At 71.3% G+C, this 24,021-nt stretch carries 28 protein-coding genes; 14 read left to right on the forward strand and 14 right to left on the reverse strand.

Going from position 1 to position 24,021, the window contains the following annotated elements:
* Positions 1–54: 54 nt before the first annotated feature.
* Both clpS and QM699_RS14505 read left to right on the forward strand, forming a co-directional pair.
* On the forward strand, positions 55–378 hold the full coding sequence (clpS, locus tag QM699_RS14500; protein WP_415011792.1) for an ATP-dependent Clp protease adapter ClpS: 324 nt from the start codon (positions 55–57) through the stop codon (positions 376–378).
* 19 nt (positions 379–397) lie between these two features.
* The gene (locus QM699_RS14505; protein ID WP_415011793.1) at positions 398–1,432 is read left to right on the forward strand and encodes a class I SAM-dependent methyltransferase; all 1,035 of its coding nucleotides are present in this window, start codon (positions 398–400) and stop codon (positions 1,430–1,432) included.
* A gap of 19 nt (positions 1,433–1,451) precedes the next feature.
* On the opposite strand, the gene QM699_RS14510 is transcribed toward QM699_RS14505, so the two are convergent.
* Together QM699_RS14510 and mobA are read right to left on the reverse strand one after the other, a co-directional pair.
* Positions 1,452–2,630, reverse strand: a complete 1,179-nt coding sequence (locus QM699_RS14510; RefSeq protein WP_415011794.1) for an MFS transporter — start codon at positions 2,628–2,630, stop codon at positions 1,452–1,454.
* Positions 2,631–2,712: 82 nt separating this feature from the next.
* Positions 2,713–3,294, reverse strand: a complete 582-nt coding sequence (gene mobA, locus QM699_RS14515) for a molybdenum cofactor guanylyltransferase MobA (RefSeq protein WP_415011795.1) — start codon at positions 3,292–3,294, stop codon at positions 2,713–2,715.
* 87 nt (positions 3,295–3,381) lie between these two features.
* On the opposite strand from mobA, the gene QM699_RS14520 reads away from it, so the two are divergent.
* Positions 3,382–4,110: an AzlC family ABC transporter permease gene (locus QM699_RS14520; protein ID WP_415011796.1), complete on the forward strand. Its 729-nt coding sequence runs from the start codon at positions 3,382–3,384 to the stop codon at positions 4,108–4,110.
* Positions 4,107–4,433, forward strand: coding sequence for an AzlD domain-containing protein (locus QM699_RS14525; protein ID WP_415011797.1), 327 nt, complete (start codon positions 4,107–4,109; stop codon positions 4,431–4,433). Before QM699_RS14520 ends, QM699_RS14525 begins: the two co-directional genes overlap by 4 nt.
* Here the strand turns inward: QM699_RS14525 and QM699_RS14530 are convergent.
* From QM699_RS14530 to QM699_RS14540, 3 genes are all read right to left on the reverse strand, one after another.
* A complete protein-coding gene (locus QM699_RS14530; protein WP_415011798.1) occupies positions 4,430–5,494 on the reverse strand; it encodes a Gfo/Idh/MocA family protein in 1,065 nt (354 codons plus the stop codon). The two genes, QM699_RS14525 and QM699_RS14530, sit on opposite strands and share 4 nt — an antisense overlap.
* Entirely contained in the window at positions 5,491–6,273 is a 783-nt protein-coding gene (locus QM699_RS14535; RefSeq protein WP_415011799.1) for a ThuA domain-containing protein, read from the reverse strand. The genes QM699_RS14530 and QM699_RS14535 overlap by 4 nt, the downstream gene beginning before the upstream one ends.
* A 464-nt stretch (positions 6,274–6,737) precedes the next feature.
* Positions 6,738–8,378, reverse strand: a complete 1,641-nt coding sequence (locus QM699_RS14540; RefSeq protein WP_415011800.1) for a GMC family oxidoreductase — start codon at positions 8,376–8,378, stop codon at positions 6,738–6,740.
* 98 nt (positions 8,379–8,476) lie between these two features.
* On the opposite strand from QM699_RS14540, the gene QM699_RS14545 reads away from it, so the two are divergent.
* A complete protein-coding gene (locus QM699_RS14545) occupies positions 8,477–9,277 on the forward strand; it encodes an SDR family NAD(P)-dependent oxidoreductase (protein WP_415011801.1) in 801 nt (266 codons plus the stop codon).
* A gap of 21 nt (positions 9,278–9,298) precedes the next feature.
* On the opposite strand, the gene QM699_RS14550 is transcribed toward QM699_RS14545, so the two are convergent.
* From QM699_RS14550 to QM699_RS14565, 4 genes are all read right to left on the reverse strand, one after another.
* Entirely contained in the window at positions 9,299–9,496 is a 198-nt protein-coding gene (locus tag QM699_RS14550; protein WP_415011802.1) for a hypothetical protein, read from the reverse strand.
* A gap of 212 nt (positions 9,497–9,708) precedes the next feature.
* Positions 9,709–10,527, reverse strand: coding sequence for a purine-nucleoside phosphorylase (locus QM699_RS14555; protein WP_415011803.1), 819 nt, complete (start codon positions 10,525–10,527; stop codon positions 9,709–9,711).
* Positions 10,524–11,849: an amidohydrolase family protein gene (locus QM699_RS14560; RefSeq protein ID WP_415011804.1), complete on the reverse strand. Its 1,326-nt coding sequence runs from the start codon at positions 11,847–11,849 to the stop codon at positions 10,524–10,526. Before QM699_RS14560 ends, QM699_RS14555 begins: the two co-directional genes overlap by 4 nt.
* A gap of 57 nt (positions 11,850–11,906) precedes the next feature.
* Positions 11,907–12,326 carry a MarR family winged helix-turn-helix transcriptional regulator gene (locus tag QM699_RS14565; protein WP_415011805.1) on the reverse strand — a complete coding sequence of 140 codons (420 nt, stop codon included), beginning with the start codon at positions 12,324–12,326 and terminating at the stop codon, positions 11,907–11,909.
* Positions 12,327–12,572: 246 nt separating this feature from the next.
* On the opposite strand from QM699_RS14565, the gene QM699_RS14570 reads away from it, so the two are divergent.
* Entirely contained in the window at positions 12,573–13,052 is a 480-nt protein-coding gene (locus tag QM699_RS14570) for a hypothetical protein (protein WP_415011806.1), read from the forward strand.
* Positions 13,053–13,190: 138 nt separating this feature from the next.
* Positions 13,191–13,589, forward strand: a complete 399-nt coding sequence (locus QM699_RS14575) for a cupin domain-containing protein (RefSeq protein WP_415011807.1) — start codon at positions 13,191–13,193, stop codon at positions 13,587–13,589.
* Here the strand turns inward: QM699_RS14575 and bhcR are convergent.
* Positions 13,558–14,376, reverse strand: a complete 819-nt coding sequence (gene bhcR / locus QM699_RS14580; RefSeq protein ID WP_415011808.1) for an HTH-type transcriptional regulator BhcR — start codon at positions 14,374–14,376, stop codon at positions 13,558–13,560. The two genes, QM699_RS14575 and bhcR, sit on opposite strands and share 32 nt — an antisense overlap.
* A gap of 53 nt (positions 14,377–14,429) precedes the next feature.
* On the opposite strand from bhcR, the gene QM699_RS14585 reads away from it, so the two are divergent.
* On the forward strand, positions 14,430–14,807 hold the full coding sequence (locus QM699_RS14585; RefSeq protein ID WP_415011809.1) for a VOC family protein: 378 nt from the start codon (positions 14,430–14,432) through the stop codon (positions 14,805–14,807).
* A 135-nt stretch (positions 14,808–14,942) separates the two neighbouring features.
* On the opposite strand, the gene QM699_RS14590 is transcribed toward QM699_RS14585, so the two are convergent.
* Complete coding sequence (locus tag QM699_RS14590) at positions 14,943–15,455, reverse strand: hypothetical protein (RefSeq protein ID WP_415011810.1); 513 nt, start codon at positions 15,453–15,455, stop codon at positions 14,943–14,945.
* Between QM699_RS14590 and bhcA the strand changes: the two genes are divergently transcribed.
* The 5 genes from bhcA (at position 15,430) to QM699_RS14615 (ending at position 20,366) form a co-directional block, all read left to right on the forward strand.
* A complete protein-coding gene (bhcA, locus tag QM699_RS14595; RefSeq protein ID WP_415011811.1) occupies positions 15,430–16,617 on the forward strand; it encodes an L-aspartate--glyoxylate aminotransferase BhcA in 1,188 nt (395 codons plus the stop codon). The two genes, QM699_RS14590 and bhcA, sit on opposite strands and share 26 nt — an antisense overlap.
* Before the next feature lies 1 nt (position 16,618).
* Positions 16,619–17,593 (forward strand): beta-hydroxyaspartate dehydratase BhcB, encoded by a 975-nt coding sequence (bhcB, locus tag QM699_RS14600; protein WP_415011812.1) that lies wholly within the window; start codon positions 16,619–16,621, stop codon positions 17,591–17,593.
* Positions 17,594–17,607: 14 nt separating this feature from the next.
* Positions 17,608–18,771: a 3-hydroxy-D-aspartate aldolase BhcC gene (gene bhcC / locus QM699_RS14605; protein WP_415011813.1), complete on the forward strand. Its 1,164-nt coding sequence runs from the start codon at positions 17,608–17,610 to the stop codon at positions 18,769–18,771.
* Between the two features lie 290 nt (positions 18,772–19,061).
* Entirely contained in the window at positions 19,062–20,033 is a 972-nt protein-coding gene (bhcD, locus tag QM699_RS14610; protein ID WP_415011814.1) for an iminosuccinate reductase BhcD, read from the forward strand.
* A 159-nt stretch (positions 20,034–20,192) separates the two neighbouring features.
* A complete protein-coding gene (locus QM699_RS14615) occupies positions 20,193–20,366 on the forward strand; it encodes a hypothetical protein (protein WP_415011815.1) in 174 nt (57 codons plus the stop codon).
* Positions 20,367–20,432: 66 nt separating this feature from the next.
* Here the strand turns inward: QM699_RS14615 and QM699_RS14620 are convergent, their stop codons facing one another.
* Both QM699_RS14620 and QM699_RS14625 read right to left on the reverse strand, forming a co-directional pair.
* Complete coding sequence (locus QM699_RS14620) at positions 20,433–21,032, reverse strand: alpha-ketoglutarate-dependent dioxygenase AlkB family protein (RefSeq protein WP_415011816.1); 600 nt, start codon at positions 21,030–21,032, stop codon at positions 20,433–20,435.
* A gap of 1 nt (position 21,033) precedes the next feature.
* Positions 21,034–21,693: a ribonuclease T2 family protein gene (locus QM699_RS14625; protein WP_415011817.1), complete on the reverse strand. Its 660-nt coding sequence runs from the start codon at positions 21,691–21,693 to the stop codon at positions 21,034–21,036.
* A 117-nt stretch (positions 21,694–21,810) separates the two neighbouring features.
* On the opposite strand from QM699_RS14625, the gene QM699_RS14630 reads away from it, so the two are divergent.
* Entirely contained in the window at positions 21,811–22,569 is a 759-nt protein-coding gene (locus QM699_RS14630) for a DUF1013 domain-containing protein (RefSeq protein WP_415011818.1), read from the forward strand.
* Between the two features lie 108 nt (positions 22,570–22,677).
* On the opposite strand, the gene glmM is transcribed toward QM699_RS14630, so the two are convergent.
* A complete protein-coding gene (glmM, locus tag QM699_RS14635; protein WP_415011819.1) occupies positions 22,678–24,018 on the reverse strand; it encodes a phosphoglucosamine mutase in 1,341 nt (446 codons plus the stop codon).
* Positions 24,019–24,021 lie beyond the last annotated feature (3 nt).

Genomic DNA, 24,021 nt, shown 5'->3' on the forward strand with positions numbered 1-24,021 from the left:
GCTTATAGTAGACGCCAACCCGTTACATTTCGGCCTCTGGCCCTTGGAATCAGGATGACAGCGTCGGATCCGAGAAACCCTGGCGGCAGCGCCGGCCTTCTCACCAAAACGCGCACGCGGACGGAGCGACCGCCGCTCTACAAGGTGCTGCTGCTGAATGACGACTACACGCCCATGGACTTCGTGGTCCATGTCCTCGAACGCTTCTTCGGCATCGACCGCCATCAGGCGGTCGACATCATGATGACCGTTCACCGCAAGGGCCTCGCGGTGGTCGGCGTGTTCTCTTTCGAGATCGCCGAGACCAAGGTGACGCAGGTGATGGATTACGCCCGGCGCAACCAGCACCCCCTGCAGTGCACCATGGAAAAGGAGTAGGGCGACCGCCCTGCCGCTCATGACCAATCGCGACCGACTCGCCCTCGCCGTCGAGAGCGGCGCCCTCGCGCTGCCCGAGGGCGCCGTGGCCGTCCTCCGCGCCGCGCCCGGCGCCTTTCTCGACCTCGTGCCCGCCGCGCTCTGCGAGCAGACGTTCCGGCCGACATTCGACGCCCTCGCCCGGGCGAATCGCCAGGTCGAGCCGCGGCTTCCCGACGACACCCGGGCCGCGGCGGTCGTGGTCTGCCTCGGGCGCAGCCGGGCAGAGAATCTCGGCCTCGTCGCGCGCGGGCTCGGGATGCTGGACCCGGGCGGCCGGCTGGTGATCGCCGGCTCGAAGGCCGACGGCGTCGACGCGCTGACCCGGCAGGTGACGCGGGCGCTCCTCGCCGACGCGGGCGACGAGGCTGGCAGCTTCGTCAAGGCGCACGGCCGCGTCGTCTGGCTCGACCGCCCGGCGCAGCTGCCCGACGTGGCGGCCGACTGGGCGGCGGGTGCAGAGCTTCGGGCGAATGCCGACGGCTTTCTCGCCGCGCCCGGCATGTTCTCGCCCGACCATGCAGACCCGGGCAGCCGCCGCCTCGCCGCCGAGCTGCCGGGGCGGCTCTCGGGTCGCGTGGCCGACCTCGGCGCCGGCTGGGGCTGGCTCTCGGCGCAGGCGCTCGACGGCAACCCCGGCATCACCGAGCTCGACCTCTACGAGGCGGACGCGCGCGCGCTCGATGCAGCCCGGGCCAACATCGCCGATCCGCGCGCCCGCTTTCACTGGGGCGACGCGACCACGCTCGGCGCCGGGGTCGCGCGGTACGATGCGGTGATCTCCAACCCGCCGTTCCACCAGGGCCGGGCCGCCGAGCCCGACCTCGGCGCCGCCTTCATCGCCGCCGCCGCGCGCATCCTGAAGCCGTCGGGCTCGCTGTTCCTCGTGGCAAACCGACAGCTGCCCTACGAGGGCCCGCTCGCCGCCGCGTTCAAGCACGTGGAAAAGCTCGACGAGGGCGGCATCTACAAGGTGATCCGCGCCGACCGCCCGGCCCCCCGGCCGAGGCCCTGACCGGCCGGGCGGCGCGCGGTCACACCGCGATCTCGCCGCCGCGCCAGCGCCGGCCGAGTGCGACGCAGAGGCCGAGCCCGATCGCCGAGAACGCGAGCCCGATGCCGTAGGTGCGCCCGCCCAGCGCCGGATAGAGCCAGGCGGCCACCACCATGCCGAAGGCCATCACCGCGCCCGCCGCCATCGTCGCCGACGCGCCCTGCGCCGCCGCCGCATACCGATCCGGCACCGCACGGGCGATGAACGCCATCGCCCCGAGGTGCCCGGCCCCGAAGGTGAGGCAGTGCAGCGCCTGGATCGGCCACAGCCAGGCGCCCACCGGGTCGAACATCATCACCCCCCAGCGCAGCACCCCGGCAAGGCACGAGAGCGCCATGGTCCGGACCGGCCCCAGCCGCTCGACCACGGCCGTGCCGACCAGCACCATGAACAGGATCTCCGCCGCCACCGAAACCGCCCACAGCAGGCCGATATCGCCGTCGCTCACGCCGAGGTCGCGCCAGTGGATGGTCGCCAGCGAATAGAGCACCGCGTGGCTCGCCTGCAGGAACGCGACCGTGCCGATGAAGAGCAGGAACGTGCCGTTCACCATCAGCCGCCCCATCTCGCCCAGCCGCGGCGGCAGCGTCGACGCCCGGCCGCGCCCGCCGCCGGGATGCCCCACCGCGAGCACCGCCGCAGCGAGCAGGCACGCGGCGATCCACCAGAGCGCCACCCACGACCCGGTCCAGCCGATCAGCAGCCCGGCCACGACGTTCGCCGCCAGATAGCCCGACGACCCGATCCCGCGCGCCTGGGCGTAGGGAAAATTCCACGCCCGCGCCGCGGCAAGGCCCAGCGCCTCCGAGATCGGCGTGATCCCGGCGAACGCCACGCCGGTGCCGATCGTGGCTGCCAGGAGCACCGGCCGGGTGTCGATCGCCAGATGCGCGAGGAACAGCGCCGCGCCGCCCGCGGCACATGCGGCCAGCGTCCAGCGGCGGGCATCGAGCCGGTCGGCGATCGCCGGGATGATCAGCCCCGCCACCACCCGCACCGCGATGCCGACCGCGGTGTAGAGCGCGATTTCCGACGCGCTCAGCCCCCAGTCGGCCAGCCAGAGCGGCCAGAACGGCAGGTGCACCCCCGTCGCCAGGAACAACGCCACATAGAAGCCGGTGGTGTGCAGAGCCGGTCGGGAGAGCAGGCGCGGTCGCAATCGGGGGCTCGTCGGGCAAAGGCGCGGGCGATTCCGCCGCGCCTCCTCCCTTCCGGGAAAACACGGACGCCGGCAAGCCTCCTCAACCCAGGCGTGCCACCCGCGCCTCTGCCGCCACCAGATCGCCCGGCTCGTTGACGTTGAAGAACGCGTCCTCGTCGTCGAAGCGTGCCACGACGGCGCCGTGTTCGGCCATCCACGCCCCCACCCGCCGCGCCCCCGCGGCGATCCCGGCCCGCAGCGGCACACGCAGGTCCACCGGCCAGAGCCCGAAGGTCGGGTGCCGCCGCCCGTCGCCGCCCGCCGCCAGCACGAACGGCCCCGCCCCGGCCAGACGGGTGCAGAGGTCGCGTGGCAGGAACGGCGCGTCGCAGGGCGCCGTGACGATGGCCGCCGCCCCCATCGCCGCCGCGCGCTCCATCCCGGCCAGCACGCCGGCGAGCGGCCCGGGCAGGTCGGGCACCGTGTCGGCCACCACCTCGAACCCGAGCCCGGCGAACCGCCCGGGATCGCCGTTCGCATTGAGCAGTACCGCCTCCACCTGCGGGCGCAGCCGCTCGGCGACCCGCGCGACCAGCGGGCGCCCGCCGAGGCGGAGCAGCGCCTTGTCGCCGCCACCCATCCGCGACGCCCGCCCGCCTGCCAGAATCACCCCGACGATCACCGCCCCGCCTCCCGTTGCATGTGCCCGCGCCGGGACGCTAGAACGTCCGGGCCGCGCGGCCCGGCACCTGCGCCGCCGGAGGCTCCATTGACCGACGCGGCCGCCCGTCCCGACACACCCGCCCTGCGCCGCGCCTTCTGGCTCGGCTTTCGCGACGGGTTGCCGTTCCTCATCGTCATCGTCCCCTTCGGCATGCTGTTCGGCGTCCTCGCGTCGGAGGCCGGGTGGAGCCTGACCGAGATGACGTCGATGACCGTGCTCGTCATCGCCGGCGCCTCGCAGTTCACCGCGCTGCAGCTCCTGTCCGAGCACGCGCCGCTCATCGTTGCCATCGTCACCGCGCTCGCCGTCAACCTGCGCCTCGCCATGTACTCGGCCTCGCTCGCCCAGCAGATCGGCGCCACCCCGCCGCTCGCCCGCGCGCTCGCCGCCTATTGCCTCACCGACCAGACCTATGGCGTGGCGATGAACCGCGTCGCCCTCGGCCCGCCGATGACACCGACCGAGCGGCTCGTCCACTATTTCGGCGGCGCCGTGCCGATCTGCATCCCGTGGTACTTCGCCACGTGGCTCGGCGCGACACTCGGCCGGGCGATCCCGCCCGCCTTCGCCCTCGACTTCGCCGTGCCGATCACCTTCATCGCGATCTTCGGCCCCGGCCTGCGCACCCTGCCGCAGATGGCGGCGGCGCTCGTCTCCGTCGTCCTCGCGCTGGCGTTCGCCGGCCTGCCCTACAGCTTCGGCCTGCTCGTCGCCGCCCTCGGCGGCATGACGACCGGCGCCCTGGCCGAAGTCTGGCAGGAGAAGCGGCGATGAGCGACAGCGCGCGCATCTGGATCCTGATCGTCACCGTCGCCGCCGGCACCTTCCTGATCCGCTACTCCTTCATCGGGCTCGTCGGCGACCGCTCGCTGCCGGCGTGGGCAGAGCGGATGCTGCGCTATGTGCCGGTCTCGGTGATGCCGGCGATCGCCGCGCCGCTCGTCGTCTGGCCGCACGCGACAGGCGGCGAGACCAATCCCGCGCGGCTCCTCGCCGGCCTCGCCGCGCTCGCGCTCGGCATCGCCACCCGCAACCTGCTGGCGGCGATCTTCGGCGGCATGGCCGTGCTCTATCTCGCGCTCTGGCTGGTGGGCTAGCCGCCCACCGCCAGCATCCGCCCCTCCGCGTCCGACACGAACGCGAGGTCGAGCAGGCGCTGCACCTCGGCCGCGTGGCGGAAGCTCGGGTCGCCGTTCTCGCCAGAAAGCAGCGCGATCAGGAACCGCGTCTCGTTGCGCGGCGTCGGCGGACAGTCGAGCGGCTTCCACGTCTGCGTCTCGATGTCCGGCCCGAGGCAGACCTCGAGGCTCGACCCGTCCGAATTGGCCCAGACCTTCAGCGCCCCTTTCTCGCCATGGATCAGCAGGTCGAGGTCGTTCGCCTTGCCCGTGGCGTAGCGGCTCATGTGGATGACCCCGAGCGCGCCGTTCGAAAACTCCGCCGTCATCGCCACGCTGTCGTTCACGTCGAGCTTGTAGACGTCGATCACGCCGCCGTCGGCCTTGTCGAACGTCCGCATCTTCGCCGACAGCGCCACGATGTCGAGGCCGGTGCCGTAGGTCACGAAATCGAGGATATGCACCCCGATATCCCCCAGCACGCCCTTGGACCCGTGCGCCGACGACAGCCGCCAGAGCCAGCGCTCCTCCGTGCGCCAGTCGCCCCAGTGCCGCCCGGTGAGCCAGCTCTGCAGATAGCTCGCCTGCACATGGCGCACCTCGCCGATCTGGCCGTCGATCACCATCTGCCGCGCCATCTGCACCGCCGCAGCGTTTCGATAGGTGAGATTGACCATGTTGACGACGCCCGCCGCCTCCGCGGCCTCGGTCATCTCGAGCGCGTCCGGGTAGTTCACCGCCAGCGGCTTCTCGCAGAACACCGGCTTGCCGGCCTCGAGCAATTGCAGCGTCGTCGCCTTGTGCGCCCCGTCCGGCGTCGAGTTCACCGCCGCGTCGAACTCGCCCCAAGCGATCGCATCGCCGAGCGATCCGAACGCCACCGGGATCTGGAACGCCGCCGCGAAGTCGCGCGCCCGCTCGTCGGTCACGTCGACCGCCGCCACCATCCGGCACCCCGGCAGCGCGGCGAAGCGCTGCGCGTGCGCGCGCGCCATCGCGCCGGTGCCGACCATCAACAGCCTCTGCTCGCCCCCGCTCACCGATAGCCCTCCTCGCCGGCCTTGTGCAGCGACCCGCCCTTCTGCTCGATCCGCTCCGGCGCCGTGTCGACCGGCACGTTCGGCGCCTCGGAGACGTCGCCCCATGCCGGGGCCGGGTTGTGCGCCCAGTGGACGGCGTTGCGCAGGATCTGCTGCACCGTCGCGTCGTGGTACGTCGGATACGTCTCGTGCCCCGGCCGGAAGTAGAAGATCCGGCCCGCCCCGCGCTGCCACGTCATGCCGGAGCGGAACACCTCGCCGCCCTCGAACCAGCTGATGAGCACCGTTTCCATCGGCTCAGGCACCAGGAACGGCTCGCCGTACATCTCCTCGTTGGGCAGTTCGATCCGGTCGCCGAGCCCCGCGAGGATCGGGTGCGAGCGGTTGATCGCCCACATCCGTTCCCGCTCTCCCGCCTCGCGCCAGCGCAGGCTGCACGGCGTGCCCATCAGCCGCTTGAACGGCTTGGAGAAGTGCCCGGAGTGGAGCACGATCAGCCCCATCCCCTCCCATACCCGCTGCACCACCCGCTCGACGATCGCATCGTCGACGCGGCCATGGGCCTTGTGTCCCCACCAGAGCAGGACGTCGGTCTCGGCCAGCCGCTCGGCGGGCAGCCCGTGCTCCTCTTCCGGCAGCACCGCCGTCGATGCGGCGATCGCCCGATCACGCCCCAGCGCCTCGGCGATCGTCGCGTGGATCCCCTCGGGATAGATCGAGCGGACGAGCGGGTTTTCCTGTTCGTGGACGAACTCGTTCCAGACGACGGTGCGGATCATGGTCGGGCCTCCCCTGCGATTGGCGGGAGAGTGGCGGGGCCGGAGAGGGAGAGCAAGGGGGGCAGGTGCCGGGCCGGCGGGCGCGGAGGTGAGGGGTCCGGACCACCACGTACCGATCGACCGAAGCGTGCGCTCGCGCACGCGAGTCACCGGCGCGACAAGCCAACGCACTGCGTTGGCCGCGCCAACGGCGGGGAGCGCGGGGACCGCGCGGAGGCCGTCAGGGGTGGAGATTTCTGCGGAAGGGCGCCAATCCGTCCGTGGCTGCCCCGGCTGGCGCGGCAACGCGCCTGCCCCCCGTCACGCCGGAGGCGTGCCTGCGGCACGACGGGGCAGACGCGGACGGATTTGTCACCCGCCAAATCCGTCTGGCGTCACCGTTTCACCCCGCGAAGGCCGGGGGCTTTCTCCACCGTCGCGCAGTCGGGTCGCCAGCCTCTCACGCACCAGCCGTCAAACACCCCTCACCCCTCCGCGAGGATCCACCGCGCCGCCTTCTCCGCCATCATCAGCACCGGCGCGTTGGTGTTGCCGCTCGGGATCACCGGCATCGCCCCCGCATCCACCACCCGCAGGCCGGCGACGAGGCCGCCGCGGCCGTCGCGCATCCGCATGTGCGGGTCGAGCACCGCCTCGGGATCACCGTCCCTGCCCATCGCCGTGGTGCCGACCGGATGGAAGATCGTCGTGGCGATGTCGCCGGCATGGCGGATCAGGTCGTCGTCGGTCTGGATCGCCACCCCGGGCTTCCACTCCTGCGGCGCATACCGCGTGAGCGCCGGCTGGGCGCAGACCCGGCGGGTCAGCCGCAGGCTTTCGGCGGCCACGTGGCGGTCCTCGTCGGTCGAGAGATAGTTCGGCCGGATCCGCGGCGCATCCTCGGCCCGCGGGCTCGCGATGTCGATCCGCCCGCGGCTGGTGGGATTGAGGTTGCAGACGCTCGCGGTGATCGCCGGGAACGCGTGGAGCGGCTCGCCGAAGGCATCGAGGCTCAGCGGCTGCACGTGGAACTCGACGTTCGCATGGTTGCGCCCCGGCTCCGAGCGGGTGAAGGCGCCGAGCTGGCTCGGGGCCATGCTCATCGGCCCGCGGCGCCGCAATGCGTACTCGAGCGCCATCCGCGCCTTGCCGAGCCCGCGGGACAGCTCGTTCAGCGTGCCCGCCCCCGTCACCTTCCACACGCTCCGTATCTGCAGGTGGTCCTGGAGGTTGCCGCCCACCGCCGGCAGATCGGCGACGACCCCGATGCCGTTCGCCGCGAGCAGGTCCGCCGGCCCGAGGCCGGAGAGCTGCAGGAGCTTCGGGCTGTTGACCGCGCCGGCCGACAGCACCACGCCGCGCCGGGCGGTGAGACGCTCGCCGCCCCGCAGCAGCACGCCGGTGCAGGCGAGCCCTTCCGGCCGCCGCTCGATCAGCAGGCGGTCAACCTCCGCCCCCGTCCGCACGGTCAGGTTCGCCCGCCCCCGGATCGGCCGGAGGAACGCGCTCGCCGCGCTCCAGCGCCAGCCCCGGCGCTGCGTCACCTCGAAGAAGCCGACGCCCTCGTTGTCGCCATCGTTGAAGTCGGCCCGCGCCGGGATCCCGGCCTCGACGCAGGCGGCGGCGAACGCCTCGAGCACCGGAAACTTCAGCCGCTGGCGCTCCACCCGCAGCTCGCCCGCGCGCCCGTGGACTGCCTCTGCCGCCGCATCCCGCCCGCCATCGAGCCGCCAGTTGCTCTCGTGCGCGCGAAAATCCGGCAGCGCGTTCTGCCAGCACCACGCGTCCTCGCCGGTCAGCTCGGCCCAGGCGTCGAAGTCCCGCGCCTGCCCGCGGACGTAGAGCATCCCGTTGATCGACGAGCAACCGCCGAGCACCCGTCCGCGCGGATAGCGCAGCCGCCGGCCGTTCAGCCCGGGATCGGGCTCGGTCATGTACATCCAGTCGGTGCGTGGATTGCCGATGCAGTAGAGATAGCCGATCGGAATGCGGATCCAGTGGTAGCTGTCCGATCCTCCCGCCTCGAGCAGCAGCACCCGGGCGGCGGCGTCGGCGCTCAGCCGGTTCGCGAGCAGGCAACCCGCAGTGCCCGCGCCGACGACGATATGGTCGAAGTGCCGCTCCATCGCCGATCTATGGGCGCCGCGCGGGCCGACCTCAAGAGCCTCGCGCCGGGCCGCCCGCTCGGCTAGGTTCGGCCGCGGGGCAAGCCTTGGGGGGTGGCATGGCAGGGATGGCCGGCAGGTCGGTGATCGTGACAGGCGCCGCGCGCGGCATCGGCCTTGCCATCGCCCGTCGCTTCGTGCGCGCGGGCGCATACGTCACGCTGTCCGACGTCGACGAGACCCGCCTCGCCCGCGAGGCGGCCGCGCTCGGCGCCGAGGGCTGGGACGGCAAGGCGCAGGCGTTCCCGGCCGACCTGCGCGAAAAGCTCTCCATGTCGAACCTGCTCGCCGCGACGCTCGACATGTTCGACGGCCTCGACGTGCTGGTGAACGCCAGCCGGCTGCTCGTCGCCTCGAAGCCGCTCGACCCGGACGGCGACGGGCTCGAGGCGTCGTTGCGCGAAAACGTGGTGGCGACCCTGCGGCTCAGTCAGCTCGCCGCCCGGCGCATGACCGCGCTCGCGGAGGAGGAGCGCCGCCCGGCCGACCGCGCCATCCTCAACATCTCGTCGGTGCTGGGCCAGCGGGCCGCACCGGAGCTTCTGGGCTTCTCGGTGGCCTGCGCCGCGGTCGAGCAGCTGACCCGCGTGCTCGCGCTCGCGCTCGCGCCACAGGGCATTCGGGTCAATGCGCTGGCGATCGGCGGGATGCCCGGCGCGGCGCTGGCCGCGGCCATCCCGGATATGGACCTGACCGATGCCCTGACGCGGCTCACGCCGCTCGGGCGAACCGGCGAGCCGCAGGAATGCGCCGAGGCAGCCCTCTTCCTCGCCTCGCCGGCGGCAAGCTTCGTCACGGGTCAGATTCTGTCGGTGGATGGCGGGCGAACGCTGGTCGACCCGCTCGTCGCCCCCGGCTGAGGCGAGGGCGAGTGCCCGGCGTCAGGCGTGCGCGGCGCGCCCGGCGGGACGTTCCGCGGCGAGGATCAGCAGGCTGGCGGCGAACAGGCTCGTGGAGCCTCCGGCGCTGTACATCAGCACGCCGCCGAGAAGTCCCCAGCCGGCTGCAATCGAGATCCCCACGCCACCGGCAGCGCCGAGAGCGGCGGAGATCAGCAGGATGACAAGCTTGGCGTTCAAGGGATCCCCTCCGGTTTACCCCTATTCGTGAACGACGGTTCCTAACAACTCGTTAAGCTCTGCCTGACATACCCGCTTCTTGACGTGCGGTCGGGCGTATATGGTGAACGAATGCTCAACCGTCAATCGAGGAAATGCTCGGCTGAGTGGTAAAACGTCCGTGTTTGCCGCGCGTTCCCTCCCGTCCGCCGCAGATCGCGCCCATGCGCGCCTCAGAGCGCCGGCAGGAGGCGCTCCAGCAGCACGCCGAGGGTCTTGCCGGCCTGCTCGGCCCGCTCCAGCACGCGCTCGATGGTGTCCTCGCCCTGGTCCGGCCCGCCGGTCGCCTCATTGGTGATCGCCGAGAACGCCAGCACCCGCAGGCCGCAGTGCACGGCCGCGATCACCTCGTGCACCGTCGACATGCCCACCGCCTGCGCGCCGGACGCCTGCATGCAACGCCGCTCCGCCGAGGTCTCGAGCGACGGGCCGGTGACGCCGGCATAGATCCCCGTGCGCAGGGCAATGCCCGCCTCGGCCGCGACCGCCCGCGCCAGATCCCGATAGGCCGGATCATAGGCCCGTGACATGTCCGGGAACCGCAGGCCGATCGACGGGTCGTTCCGGCCGATCAGCGGGTTTGCCCCCGTCAGGTTCAGGTGGTCCTCGATCAGCATGATATCGCCCGGCACGAAGCCCGGGTCGAGCGCGCCGGCGGCATTCGTCACCACCAGCGCCCCGGCGCCCAGCCGGCGCAGGATGCGCACCGAAAGCGCGATGTCGGCGGGCGTCAGCCCTTCGTAGAGGTGCAGCCGCCCCTGCATCAGCGCCACCCGGCGCCCGGCCAGCCGTCCGATCACCAGCTGCCCGGCGTGCCCCGGGGCCGTCGCAACCGGCAGCCCGCGAATCTCGCCGTAGGGGATGGTCGCATCCACCTCCACCGCATCGGCGAGCCCGCCGAGACCCGAGCCGAGGATGAGCGCGACCTCGACCGGCGCGCCCGTCCGGCCCGCCAGCGCGTCCATCGCGGCCGTCAGCCGCTCGCCGCTCATGCCCGCACGCTCGCCGCGATCCGCGGCGCCAGCGCGGCCACCCGGTCGAGGGTGCCGTCTAGGTCGTGCTGCACCAGCGCACCATCGCGCACCACCTGCCGCCCGGCGACAAAGACGTGCCGCACGTCGGATTTCGCGGTCGAGAACACCAGGTGCGTCGCCGCATCGAACAGCGGCACCGCGTGCGGCCGGCGCAAGTCGACAAGAATCATGTCCGCGAGCTTCCCCCGTTCCAGTGTGCCCAGCCGATCCGCCGCGCCCAGCGCCGCGGCCGCATTGCGTGTCACCATGGCCAGCGCCTGCGCCGTTGTCACCACCCGCGCATCGAGCGACGCCGCCCGGTGCAGCGTCGCCGCCAGCCGGAGCGCCATCCAGAGGTCGAGATCGTTGCCCGAGATCGCCCCGTCGGTCCCGAGCGTGACCCTCACCCCCGCCGCCAGCATCTCCGGCACCCGGGCAAAGCCGCTCGCGAGCTTGAGGTTCGACATCGGGTTGTGCACGACCGTCGCACCGCGCTCGGCCAGGAGCGCGATCTCCTCGTCATCGAGCCAGACGCAGTGCGCCAGCACCGTCCGCGCATCGAGCAGGCCGAGCGCGTCGAGATGCCGGATCACCGACCGGCCATAGCGCGTCTCGATGTCCAGCCGCTCCGCCCGCGTCTCGGCCGCATGGGTGCAGAAGAATCCGCCCCGCGCGTCGGCGAGCGCCTTGGCCGCCCGCAGGCTCTCGGGCCCGACGGTGTAGGCGCCATGCGGCAGGCAGCCGGGGAACACGTCCTCCTCGGCGCCGAAGCGATCGAAGAACGCCGCCGCCTCGGCCAGCCGCGCCGGGCCGTCCACCCGGTCCATGCCGCGCCCGTCGAAGAAGATGCCGCCCGCCGCCACCCGCATCCCGACGGCGCGCGCGGCGGCGACCGTCTCGTCGGGATACCAGAACATGTCCATCGTGGTGGTGACGCCGCCGAGCAGCAGCTCGGCAAACCCGAGCGTCGCCCCGAGCCGCACCGTCTCGCGGTCGAGGATCGCGCCTTCCGCCTTCCACACGGTCTGCAACCATGGCTCGAGCGGCAGGTCCTCGACCAGCCCGCGGAACAGGCTGTCGCCGGCGTGGCAGTGCATGTTGACGAGGCCGGGCATCAGCAGCATGCCGCCCGCGTCGATCACCTCCGACGCCCCCCGCGCCGCCGGATCGCCGCCGATCTCCGCCGCCGGCCCGATCCTGGCGATCCGCCCGCCCGAGACCGCCACGGCCCCATCGGGCATGACGGTGCCGGCGGCGTCAGCCGTGACCACGAGAGCATTGGTGATGACGAGATCGTACAAGCCGGTTTCCCGGGGGTCGGTGGCTCGCGCAGGCGTGACACGCCGGGTTCGTGTCTGTCAACGCCCCTCGGCGGTGCCGCACGAACCCGGCGCCAGCAGCCGGCCGAGCAGCTCGGCCAGCCCCTCGGCTTCCTCGGCCGACAGGCGCCGACCGATCGCCTCGTGCAGCGCCGGCGCGTAGACCGACCACATCCGCCGCCGCATCTCGCGGCCCGCGTCGGTGACGAACACCGTCTGCCCCCGGCCGTCCCCCGGACAGCTGCGCCGCTCGACCAGCCCCATGTCCTCGAGCCGCGCCAGCAGCCGTGACAGGCCGTATTGCGGCATCGCCAGCTCGCGCTCCAGCGCAACCGGCCGCACCCCCTGATCGCCTGCCCGCTCCAGCTCCAGCAGCACGTCGTAGCTGCCGAGCGAGGGCAGGTCGGCCGCCTTCATCGCGCCCTGCACGTGCGTCACCGCCGCCTGATGCGCGCGCATCAGCTGCGACCAGGCGCGGACGGCGGATTCACAGGGCTCGGGATGTGACATGGCCAGAAACATATGCGCTCGCAGCCAACGCAACAAGCCAGCGGAGGGACGGGCCGCAGGGGTGCCGATCGGGAAACGCAGCGTTGCGATATATGCAAGCGCATCCACATTGCCACCTCCATGCATCGGCATATATCTCCATGCATCGGCATCTACCGATCCTCGGGAGAATGAGCCGACCACGGAGTGACCGTCATGAAGACCTATCTGACCCCCCTTGCCGCCGCCCTCGCCCTGTCTCTCGCCGGCCCGGCGCTCGCCGACAGCCAGCTCGCCGCCAACGCCGGCCTCACCCGGTCGGAAGCGGCCGGCCTCAGCCTGACCGAGATCGCCCAGGCGAAGTTCAACCGCGATGCCGGCTTCACCCAGAACGCGCAGCCCGCAGCGCAGGCCAGCGCAGAGGGCCGCGCCAACCTCGCCCGTACCGCCGGCCTCACGGCGGACGCCGCGGAGCGCCTGACGCTCGGCCAGATCGCGGCGGTGAAGTTCACCCGCGACGCCAGCGACTCCGGCCAGATCCGCCCGGGCAGCCTCGGCGCCTCGCTCGCGACCCGCTCGATCGACGATCATTCCCGGGCGCAGTTGGTGGCCAACGCCGGCCTCTCGACCGCCGAAGCCGCCAACCTGTCGCTGACCGAGATCGCCGCGGCGAAGTTCGACCGCGACAACCAGTAACCGGCCCGGCCCAGCCGGGATCTTCATCGCCGCCCGAGCCAGAGGCGTTCGGGCGGCGCAAGTGCCTCGCGCCCCGGGCGCTTGAACGCTACTCCTCCGCCCGCGATAGTCGCGCCAGTCCCGCGCGAGGAGTCGCCGATGCCGCCCTGGCTCGTCCCCGGCCCGTTCCCGGCCGAGTTCATGACCGACGAGCGCTGCTCGATCACCGAGCTTCTCAACATCGCCGAGAGCCCCGACGCCTCGCTCGCCCTCGCGCGCGTCTCCCCGGGCGTGACCACGCGCCTGCACGCCGTCACCGGCACCGTCGAGCGCTACGTGATCCTGTCGGGCACCGGCATCGTCGAGATCGCCGGCACCTCCGCGCCCGTCGCCCCCGGCGACCGCGTGCTGATCCCGCCCGGCATCCCCCAGCGCATCACCGCCACCGGCGACGTGCCGCTGGAATTCCACTGCCTCTGCACCCCGCGCTTCCGCCCGGAGAACTACGTCGATCTCGGCGATCCGGTCACGCCGCCCTCCCCCCGATCGCCTCGGTGATCCGGTCGGCCGCCGCCCGCACCCGCTCGCCGAACCCGCGGCCCCGCTCCCGGTCCATCCGCACCACCGGCCCGCTGATCGAGACGCCCGCCACCGCCTCGCGGAACTCGTTGAAGATCGGCGCGGCGATGCAGCGCATCCCCTCCGTACGCTCCTCGTCGTCCACCGCCCAGCCGCGCGCCCGGATCTCGGCCATCTCCGCCGCCAGCCGACCCGGGTCGGTGATCGTCTTCGGGGTGAACGACGCCAGCCCCTGCTCCCGCACGATCCGCTCCACCACCGCCGGCGCCAGATAGGCGAGCAGCGCCTTGCCGATGCCGCTTGCATGGATCGGGCCGCGCGTGCCGGGGCGGAAGAACGCCCGGATCGGCTCGTGGGTCTCCACCTGGCTCAGGAACACCACCTGTCCACCGTCGGCGATCGCCAGGTTCGCCGTCTCGCCGGTGTCCGCCATCAGCTCCCGCATGACGACGCGGGCCTGCTCGACGAGGCTGGTGCGCCCGAGGAACGCCGAGCCAACGCGGAACGCCGCCTGCCCGATGAACCAGAGCTGCGTCGCCGGCTGCACCTCCACCATGCCGTGCGCGGCGTAGGTCGAGAGAACGCGGTACACCGTCGCCGGTGCCTGCCCCGATGCCTCCGCAAGCTCGGTCAGGCTCATCCCCTCGGCCTCGGCAAGCACCTTCAGGATCACGAGCGCCCGGTCGAGCGCCTGAACCGTCGTCTGCTCGGGGTTCGGGCTGAACGCCTTCGGCCGGCCCCGGCTGCGCTTCTGCGTGCTTTCCATCGCCCCTCCGAACGGTTGGCTCCCTCGCGCGTTGCAGACTCCGGGAGGAAGCCATGCCCTACAAACCCGAAGGCCACACCAGTGTCGCCCCCTATCTCATCGTCCCGGACGCCGAGGCCACGCTCGCCTTCGTCCGGGCCGTCTTCGCCGCGGAGCCGATCTTTCTCAAGCGCGCCGACGACGGCACCATCCAGCACGCCGAGGTGCGCATCGACGACACCGTCGTGATGTGCGGCCAGTATCCCGGCGTGCCACCCGCACACGTCCACGTCTATCTCCCCGACGTCGACGCCGCCTTTGCCCGCGCCATCGACGCGGGCGGCACCGTCGAGCAGCCGGTCGCCGAGAAGGGCGACGGCGACCGCCGCGGCGGCGTCGCCGACCCGAACGGCACCGTCTGGTGGCTCGCGACCGAAATCGAGCCTCGCTGACGCGCCGAGCACCGCGCGGGCCGAACACCTCTGGCAAAGTCCCGGCGTCGGGCGCATCCTCGATTCGCAGTCATTGAAGACCGCGCGGCAGCCTCCGGGAAGAACCGCGCGTCGCTGCTGTACCGAGGAAACCGCTCAATCCTCCACAAGGACGTAAGCCTTTACAACGACGGCGAATATAACATCTTCGCGGCCGCGGGCCTCGACAACCTGCATGCGACGATCAACGGCGGTGTCTTCTCGGAACTCGGCCAGACCTTCGACCTCACCGTCGGCACAAGCGGCCGGATCGGCGCCACCGGCGCCGCCTTCACGGCCAGCTTTGAGAGCACCGTCGCCAACCGCGGCAGCGTCACCGGCGGCCTCGAGCCCGAGTTCGATCTCGCGATCAACGACGGCGCGTCCGTCAGCGCCAGCAGCTACACCGCGGCCGACTTCATCCTCTGACCTCTCGGCACCAGCGGCGCCCGGGCCAAGCGCCCGACGCCGAAACGAAAAACGAAAACGCGAAGGAAACCAGCATCCTGCTCTATTTTCGGCATTCATGAAAAAATATTTCAAAAAAATTGTCGATTCGCCGCCCGGCTGGTACACCGATCGGCAGAAACGAGAGGAAGCGCCCATGTCCAGCCAGAACCCCGTCTTCATCCCCGGCCCGACGAACATTCCCGAGCGGCTGCGTGCGGCGGTCAACGTCCCCACGATCGACCATCGCTCGGCGAGCTTCACGGCGCTGTTCAAGCCGCTGTTCCGGGGCGTGAAGGATGTCCTGAAGATGACCGAGGGCGAGGTCGCCTTCTTCCCGGCCACCGGCACCGCCGGCTGGGAGACGGCCGTCACCAACACCCTGTCGCCGGGGGACCGGGTTCTGGCGGCGCGCCACGGCATGTTCTCGCACCGCTGGATCGACCTCTGCCAGCGCCACGGCCTCGACATGCAGGTCGTCCACGCGCCGTGGGGCACCGGCTGCCCGGCCGACAAGTTCGAGGAGGCGCTGAAGGCCGACAAGGATCACACGATCAAGGCCGTCCTCGTCACCCACAACGAGACCGCGACCGGCGTCCGCTCCGACGTCGCCGCCGTCCGCCGCGCCCTCGATGCCGCCAACCACCCGGCGATGCTCTTCGTCGACGGTGTTTCCTCGATCGCCTCGATGGACTTCCGCTTTTCCGAATGGGGCGTCGACGCCGCCGTCACCGGCAGCCAGAAAGGCTTCATGCTGCCCGCCGGCCTCGCCATCGTCGGCTTCTCGCCGAAGGCGATGGCCGCGATGGAGACCGCGAAGGGCCACCGCGCGTTCCTCGATGTCCGCGACATGCTCGGCGCGAACGCCAAGGGCGGCTATCCCTACACGCCCCCCGTGCAGCTGCTCTGCGGCCTCTCGACCGCGCTCGAGATGCTGAACGAGGAGGGGCTCGAGAACGTCTTCGCCCGCCACCATCGCATCGCCGAGGGGATCCGGCGCGGCGTCGCCGGCTGGGGCCTGAAGCTCTGCGCCGCCTCGCCCGATCTCTATTCCGACACGGTCTCGGCGATCGTCGTCCCCGAGGGTCTCGACGGCACCAAGGTCGTCACCCACGCCGCCGACAAGTACGGCGTCGCGTTCGGCGTCGGCCTCGGCGAAGTCGCGGGCAAGGTGTTCCGCATCGGCCATCTCGGCTCGCTGACCGACGTCATGGCGCTCTCCGGCCTCGCGGCCGCCGAGATGGCGATGGCCGACCTCGGCTTCCCGATCCGCCTTGGCAGCGGCGTCGCCGCGGCGCAGGATTACTATCGCGGCACGGCCGCCGCAATGCAGAAGGCCGCCTGACATGACCCTCGACACGGCAGAAGACCTCTACATCCCGACCTGGGACGATGTGCTCGCCGCCCACGAGCGCATCCGCCCCTACATCCACAAGACGCCGATCCTCACCTCCCGCGTGCTGAACGAGCTGACCGGGGCCGAGCTGTTCTTCAAGTGCGAGAACCTGCAGAAGGCGGGCGCCTTCAAGGTGCGCGGCGCCTCGAACGCGGTCTTCGGCCTCTCGGAGGAAAAGGCCGCGAAGGGCGTCGCCACCCACTCGTCGGGCAACCACGCCCTGTCGCTCTCCTACGCGGCCGGCCGCCGCGGCATCCCCTGCCACGTGGTGATGCCGCGCACCGCCCCGCAGGCCAAGAAGGACGCGGTGCGCGGCTACGGCGGCATCATCACCGAATGCGAGCCCTCGACCAGCTCGCGCGAGGAGACCTTCGCCAAGGTGCAGGCCGAGACGGGCGCCGACTTCGTCCACCCCTACAACGACGAGCGCGTCATCGCGGGCCAGGGCACCTGCGCCAAGGAGATCGTCGAGGAACTCGGGCCCCTCGATGCCATCGTCGCCCCGATCGGCGGCGGCGGCATGATCTCGGGCACCTGCCTGACGCTGTCCAACATCGCGCCGGAGATGAAGATCTACGCCGCCGAGCCGGAGCAGGCGGATGACGCCTACCAGTCGTTCAAGCAGGGCCGGATCATCGCCTATGATGCGCCCAAGACCGTCGCCGACGGCCTGCTGGTGCCGCTGAAGGAGCGCACCTGGCACTTCGTCTCGCGCTACGTCACCGACGTGCTCACCGCCTCCGACCCGGAGATCATCGAGGCGATGAAGCTGATCTGGAAGCGGATGAAGATCGTGATGGAGCCATCCTCGGCGGTGCCGCTCGCGACGATCCTGAAGAACCGCGACGTCTTCGCCGGCAAGCGCGTTGGCGTCGTCATCACCGGCGGCAATGTCGACCTCGACAAGCTGCCCTGGAACAACTGACCGGAGGGGAACCCATGACCAAGCAGGAAACCATCGACCTCGAGGTCGGCTACGACGTCCCCGCCACCGTCGGCATGGCCTACGAGGACATCCAGACGCCTTGCCTGATCCTTGACCTCGACGCCCTCGAGCGCAACGTGAAGAAGCTCGGCGACTACGCCAGGGCGCACGGCATGCGCCACCGGGCGCACGGCAAGATGCACAAGTCCGTCGACGTGCTGAAGCTCCAGATGGAGCTTGGCGGCGCGATCGGCGTCTGCTGCCAGAAGGTCTCGGAGGCCGAAGTCTTCGCCCGCGCCGGGATCCGGGACATCCTCGTCTCGAACCAGGTCCGCGACCCGGCGAAGATCGACCGCCTCGCACGGCTCCCGAAGATCTCCGGCGGCAAGGTCATCGTCTGCGTCGACGACGCGACCAACGTGGCCGACCTCTCGAAGGCCGCGCAGAAGCACGGCACCACCATCGAGTGCTTCGTCGAGATCGACTGCGGCGCCGGCCGCTGCGGCGTGACGACGACTGATGCCGTCGTCGAGATCGCCAGGGCGATCGCCGCCGCGCCCGGCCTGAAGTTCACCGGAATCCAGGCGTATCAGGGCGCGATGCAGCACCTCGACGACTTCGAGGCGCGCAAGGCCAAGCTCGACGCCGCCATCGCCCAGGTGAAGGACGCCGTCCAGGCGCTCGAAGCCATCGGCCTGAAGCCCGAGCTCGTCTCCGGCGGCGGCACCGGCAGCTACTATTTCGAGTCGACCTCCGGGGTCTACAACGAGCTGCAGTGCGGGTCCTACGCCTTCATGGATGCCGACTACGGCCGCATCCACGACAAGGACGGCCAGCGCATCGACGCCGGCGAGTGGGAGAACGCGCTCTTCATCCTGACGAGCGTCATGTCCCACGCCAAGCCGCAGCTCGCGGTGGTCGACGCCGGCCTGAAGGCGCAGTCGGTCGACTCCGGCCTGCCCTTCGTCTACGGCCGCACGGACGTGAAGTACATCAAGTGCTCCGACGAGCACGGCGTCGTGGAGGACAAGGGCGGCGTGCTCGCGATCAACGAGAAGCTGAAGCTCGTTCCCGGCCACTGCGACCCGACCTGCAACGTGCACGACTGGTACGTCGGCGTGCGGAACGGCAAGGTCGAGACCCTCTGGCCGGTCAGCGCCCGCGGCAAGGCGTACTGACCCCGCCACCCGGCCCGACGCGAGCGACCCGCCTGCGGCCGCTCGCGCTCCCCGGCGGTCTTCATACGGCCTTGAAACCTGGAGAGCAGTCGGTTTTCCGGCAACAGCCGGAAAACAAGCAAGAAAGACTCTGCGCGCACCTGCGCGCACGCCTTCGCGGCAACGGCCGCGTCCCGAACCCTCCGCCCGCGCCACGCCCACCGACAGGGCGCTGGCGGCGAATGCCGGGCGGCGACGGGGGCTCGATGCCCCCGTCGCCGCCCTCCCCCGTCAGAAGGAGCCCGCGCCCCATGATCGTCGTCCCCGAATCCGCCTGCCCGGGTCTCCTCTCCCTCGAGGACGCCTTCGCCCCGGTCGAACAGGTGTTCGCCGCCATGGCCCGCGGCGATGCCGAGAACTTTCCCGTGGTCCGCGAGGCGCTCGGCGCGCCCGAGGATGCCCTTTACGGCTTCAAGGGCGGCTACGACCGTGCCGGCGCGACCCTCGGCGTGAAGGCCGGCGGCTACTGGCCGCACAACCTCGCGCGCCGCAACGTCACCAACCACCAGTCGACCGTCTTCCTCTTCGACCCGGCCACCGGCCGGCCGACCGCGATGATCGGCGGCAACTACCTCACCGCCGCCCGCACCGCCGCCGCGTCCGCCGTCTCGATCAAGCATCTCGCCCGGGCCGACGCGAAAGTCCTCGGCATGATCGGCGCCGGCCACCAGGCGGCCTTCCAGCTCCGCGCCGCCCTGCGCCAGCGCGGCTTTGAAAAGGTCATCGGCTGGAACCTGCACCCCGAGATGCTGCCCCGCCTCGCCGAGGTGGCGGAGGCCGCCGGCCTCCCCTTCGAGTCCGTCACGCTCGACCAGCTCGGCGCCGAGGCCGACGTCATCATCTCGATCACCTCGTCGTTCGCGCCGATCCTGACCGCGGCGCAGGTCAGGCCCGGCACGCACCTCGCCTGCATGGGCACCGACACCAAGGGCAAGCAGGAAGTCGAGGCCGCGCTCCTCGGACGCGCCACCGTCTTCACCGACGAGGTTGCCCAGTCGATCACCATCGGCGAGGCCCAGCACGCCATCGCCGCCGGCCTGATCGCCGAAGCCGACATCACCCCGATCGGCGCCGTCATCAACGGCACCCACAGGGGCCGCACCTCGGCCGACGAGATCACCCTCTTCGACGGCACCGGCGTCGGCCTGCAGGATCTCGCCGTCGCGGCGAGGGTGGTCGAGCTGGCGCAGGCGGCCGGCAAGGCTATGCAGATCGACATCTGACGTGCAGGATGGCGCCTCGCGACACGCGAGATCCGCCATCATGCACCGCCTTCTTCCCGCCTGCGCACTCCTGCTCTGCTCCGGCCTTGCCGCTCATGCCGAGGACTATGCCCGATCCTGAAGACGGTCGCGGCAGGGGCGCCGGGCGCCATACCGGAAATGGTCGGCGCCGACCTCGCGATCGCGGTCGGCGACGCCTACAACCTCGACCCCGAGGCGTTGCAGGGCGTGCTCGCCAACGCCGACGCCGCAACCACCGCTGCCTGCCCGGCCGACAGGACGGCCGTGCTCGCCGCCATCGGCAAGCCGACACTGGAAGAGGCGATGCACTGAGTCCGCCCCGGAAGCTGTCTGGAAATTCGGCGCCAGGCCGACCCGTCCGGGTTTTCGAACGGTCCCTCAGTCCACCACCCGCAGCGTCAGGTTGATCCGCCCACCGTCGGCCAGCAGCCGCGAGCCGCCGGCGCGGATCCGGTCGATCCCGTGATAGGCGAGCCGCGCCGCACCGCCCATCACCACCACGTCGCCGCTTTCGAGCCAGACCGAGCGCGTCGGATCGCTCCGCTCCGGCCCGCCCATGCGGAACAGTCCCGGGTCGCCCAGGCTGATCGACAGCACCGGCCAGCCGAAATCGGCCTCGTCCGCATCCCGGTGCAGACCCATCCGCGCGCCCGCGTCGTAGAAGTTGACGAGGCAGCAGTCGGGCATCCGCTCGCCGCTCGCCAGCGCCCGCCACACGTCGAGCACGGCCTCCGGGATCGCCGGCCACGCCACGCCGGACGGATGCTGCCGCACGTAGCGATAGCCCTTGCGGTCGCTGTACCAGCCATACCTGCCGGCCGAGGTCATCCGCACCCGCATCGGCTTGCCCCAGGGTGTCATCGGGTGAAAGAACGGCGCCGCGCGCGCCACCTCGCGGATCGCGTCCCGCATCGCCTCCTGCGCCGGGATGCCGAGATAGCCGTGCAGGATGCGAAACCCGCCCGCCTCCGCCGCCACGCTACCGCCCGCCCAGCACGTCGAGCGGCCCGCGCACCCGACAGGCGTCGGCCTGCACGTCCGCCCCGCAGGCCCGCGGCGCGAACTCCGGCGTCAGGCAGATGCGGACCTCCTGCAGCCGCCCGCCGCCACAGGTGACGATCACCCCCTCCGGCGACAGCGCCGGGTTGGCCGCGAGGAACGCCGCCTCGATCGCGCCCGCCGACGCCCGCCCGCGCGCCGGCGCCGGCAGCGCCAGCGCCTCGAAGACCCGCCGCGCCGCGCCGAAATACGCCTCGGGCTCCAGCCCGCTGCACCGGCCGTGCTTCTTCCACTCGTACCAGGCGAGCCCGCCCGAGCCCATCACGTCGGCCATCGCCGCCGTCTCGCGCCGCTCCGGGTCGCGCGCATCGGTCTCGCAATACTCCGGCCAGCCGCCGGCCGCGTCCTGCGGCCAGAGCCCATGCAGCGTGAACCCGAGCCGGCGGCCCGGATCGCACTGCCCGCCCCGGCGCGCATCGTCGGGCCCGCCGTCCGTCAGGCACCAGGTCGGCGTCCAGGTCAGCGCCATCACGTAGTAGTCGAACGCCGCAACCGGACGGCCAGACCCGAGCGCGAGCACGGCCATCACCCCGGCCGCCGCCGCCGCCCGCGCGCCCGACCGCGAAAGCCTCTTTATCATCCTGCCCATCGGGACTATATAGCGGGCCATTCCTCCCGCGAAAACCGATCCTCGCGCCCCGGCGCACCCGAGTTTTCGGACGCGGGAGAGGCTTGTTTTGGAGAAGGAACCACACCCATGGCGCTCCCCCTGATGCCGAAGGCGACGGCCGTGTGGCTCGTCGAGAACACCACCCTCACCTTCCAGCAGATCGCCGATTTCTGCGGCCTCCACGAGCTCGAGGTGAACGGCATCGCCGACGGCGAGGTGGCACAGGGCATCAAGGGCTTCGACCCGGTGGCGAACCGCCAGCTCACCGCCGAGGAAATCCGCCGCGCCGAGGCGAACAAGCTGCACAAGCTGCGCCTCTACCACAACCCCGCCGCCGATGGCGAAGCCAAGCGCAAGGGCCCGCGCTACACCCCGCTTTCCAAGCGCCAGGACCGCCCGGCCGCGATCGCCTGGCTGGTGAAGTTCCACCCGGAGCTTTCCGACGGCCAGATCTCGAAGCTCGTCGGCACCACCAAGCCCACGATCGAGTCGATCCGCGACCGCAGCCACTGGAACATCGCCAACATCGCGCCGGTCGATCCGGTCGCTCTCGGCCTCTGCAAGCAGATGGAACTCGACAGCGCCGTCGCGAAGGCGGTGAAACGGGTGCCCGGCGACGAGGTGATGAGCGACGCCGACCGGATGAAGCTCGTCTCGATCGAGCAGTCGCTCTCCATGGAGCCCGAGCCGCGCATCCCCTCGCACGTGGCCGGGATCGAGACCTTCACCCTCGGCCGCAAGGACGAGCGCCTGTCGCCCGAGGCCGCCAAGGCCGACGCCGAGGCGTTCTTCAACATCGCGCCGGGCAAGGACGACGACGAGGACGAAGACGACAACCTCGTCTGACGAACGGCCGGTGGCATGGGCCCGGACCGGACCCGTGCCACCCGCGCAGCCAGGCCGACCGCCCCGCTGCGGCGCTAGCCCCGACCCCGCCGGCTGCGCTGCGCCCGCTCACGCGAAGCGGGCGACCTCGGCTTCGATGTCGCCCACCACCCGGCGCAGCAGCTCGGGATCCTCGCACTCGCCCATGATGCGCACCAGCGGCTCGGTCCCGGACTTGCGGATCAGCAGCCGGCCGCGCCCGTCGATCCGCGCCTCCGCCGCGGCGATCGCCGCCTTGACGCTGGCCTCGTCCAGCGGCGCGCGGCCCTTCTGATACCGCACGTTGGCAAGAACCTGCGGAAACGCCGGGAAAACCCGCGCCAGCTCGCTCGCCCGCCGCCCGGTCTCCACCATCGCCGCGAGGAACTGCAGCGCGGCGATCAGCCCGTCGCCGGTGGTCACGTAGTCGGTCATCACGATGTGCCCCGACTGCTCGCCCCCGAGGCTGTAGCCGCCCGCGCGCATCGCCTCGACCACGTACCGGTCGCCCACGGCCGTCCGGAGCAGCGTCAGGCCCTGTGCCGAAAGGTGCCGCTCCAGCCCGAGGTTCGACATCACCGTCGCGACCAGCGTTCCCTTGGCCAACCGCCCTTCCGCCGCCCAGCGGTCGGCGATCAGCGCCATCAGCTGGTCGCCGTCCGCCACCACGCCCTTCTCGTCGACGATCATCACCCGGTCGGCATCGCCGTCCAGCGTCACGCCGAGGTCGGCGCGATGCGCCACCACCGCCGCGACCGCCGCCTGCGGATGGGTGGAGCCGACGCCCTTGTTGATGTTGAACCCGTCGGGCGAGACCCCGAGCGGCACCACCTCGGCGCCCAGCTCCCACAGCACTTCCGGCGCGGTGCGATAGGCGGCGCCGTTGGCGCAATCCACCACCACCTTCAGCCCGTCGAGCCGCAGGCCCTTCGGGAACGTGGTCTTGGCGAACTCCATGTAGCGCCCGCGCCCGTCGTCGATGCGCTGCGCCCGGCCGATCAGCGCGGGCTCGGCCAGCTCCGGCGCGGCGTCGAGCAGCGCCTCGATCTCCTCCTCCGCCGCGTCGCTGAGCTTGAAGCCGTCCGGCCCGAAGAACTTGATGCCGTTGTCCTGAAACGGGTTGTGCGAGGCCGAGATCATCACGCCGAGATCCGCCCGCATCGAGCGCGCCAGCATCCCCACCGCCGGCGTCGGCACCGGCCCGACCAGAAACACGTCCATCCCGACGGAGGTGAACCCCGCGGTCAGCGCCGTTTCCAGCATGTAGCCGGAGCGCCGCGTGTCCTTGCCGATCAGCACGCGATGCGCATGCCCGCCGCTGGTGAAATACCGCCCCGCGGCCTGACCGAGCCGCAGTGCGGTTTCCGGCGTCATCGGCGCATCATTTGCCCGGCCCCGAACGCCGTCGGTGCCGAAGAGCTTCCTTGCCATGCC

Source organism: Amaricoccus sp., assembly GCF_047602525.1.
GTDB lineage: Bacteria > Pseudomonadota > Alphaproteobacteria > Rhodobacterales > Rhodobacteraceae > Amaricoccus.

Coding starts and splice junctions, on each gene's coding strand:
- QM699_RS14545 (WP_415011801.1), top strand. CDS start 8,477: ATGGCAGGGATGGCCGGCAGGTCGGTGATCGTGACAGGCGCCGCGCGC.
- QM699_RS14535 (WP_415011799.1), bottom strand. CDS start 6,273: ATGATCCGCACCGTCGTCTGGAACGAGTTCGTCCACGAACAGGAAAAC.
- QM699_RS14625 (WP_415011817.1), bottom strand. CDS start 21,693: ATGATAAAGAGGCTTTCGCGGTCGGGCGCGCGGGCGGCGGCGGCGGCC.
- QM699_RS14555 (WP_415011803.1), bottom strand. CDS start 10,527: ATGAGCGGCGAGCGGCTGACGGCCGCGATGGACGCGCTGGCGGGCCGG.
- QM699_RS14575 (WP_415011807.1), top strand. CDS start 13,191: ATGCCGCCCTGGCTCGTCCCCGGCCCGTTCCCGGCCGAGTTCATGACC.
- QM699_RS14540 (WP_415011800.1), bottom strand. CDS start 8,378: ATGGAGCGGCACTTCGACCATATCGTCGTCGGCGCGGGCACTGCGGGT.
- QM699_RS14525 (WP_415011797.1), top strand. CDS start 4,107: ATGAGCGACAGCGCGCGCATCTGGATCCTGATCGTCACCGTCGCCGCC.
- glmM (WP_415011819.1), bottom strand. CDS start 24,018: ATGGCAAGGAAGCTCTTCGGCACCGACGGCGTTCGGGGCCGGGCAAAT.
- QM699_RS14585 (WP_415011809.1), top strand. CDS start 14,430: ATGCCCTACAAACCCGAAGGCCACACCAGTGTCGCCCCCTATCTCATC.
- QM699_RS14590 (WP_415011810.1), bottom strand. CDS start 15,455: ATGAAGACGGGGTTCTGGCTGGACATGGGCGCTTCCTCTCGTTTCTGC.
- QM699_RS14615 (WP_415011815.1), top strand. CDS start 20,193: ATGGTCGGCGCCGACCTCGCGATCGCGGTCGGCGACGCCTACAACCTC.
- clpS (WP_415011792.1), top strand. CDS start 55: ATGACAGCGTCGGATCCGAGAAACCCTGGCGGCAGCGCCGGCCTTCTC.
- bhcC (WP_415011813.1), top strand. CDS start 17,608: ATGACCAAGCAGGAAACCATCGACCTCGAGGTCGGCTACGACGTCCCC.
- QM699_RS14570 (WP_415011806.1), top strand. CDS start 12,573: ATGAAGACCTATCTGACCCCCCTTGCCGCCGCCCTCGCCCTGTCTCTC.
- QM699_RS14505 (WP_415011793.1), top strand. CDS start 398: ATGACCAATCGCGACCGACTCGCCCTCGCCGTCGAGAGCGGCGCCCTC.
- QM699_RS14565 (WP_415011805.1), bottom strand. CDS start 12,326: ATGCGCGCGCATCAGGCGGCGGTGACGCACGTGCAGGGCGCGATGAAG.
- bhcA (WP_415011811.1), top strand. CDS start 15,430: ATGTCCAGCCAGAACCCCGTCTTCATCCCCGGCCCGACGAACATTCCC.
- QM699_RS14630 (WP_415011818.1), top strand. CDS start 21,811: ATGGCGCTCCCCCTGATGCCGAAGGCGACGGCCGTGTGGCTCGTCGAG.
- bhcR (WP_415011808.1), bottom strand. CDS start 14,376: ATGGAAAGCACGCAGAAGCGCAGCCGGGGCCGGCCGAAGGCGTTCAGC.
- bhcB (WP_415011812.1), top strand. CDS start 16,619: ATGACCCTCGACACGGCAGAAGACCTCTACATCCCGACCTGGGACGAT.
- bhcD (WP_415011814.1), top strand. CDS start 19,062: ATGATCGTCGTCCCCGAATCCGCCTGCCCGGGTCTCCTCTCCCTCGAG.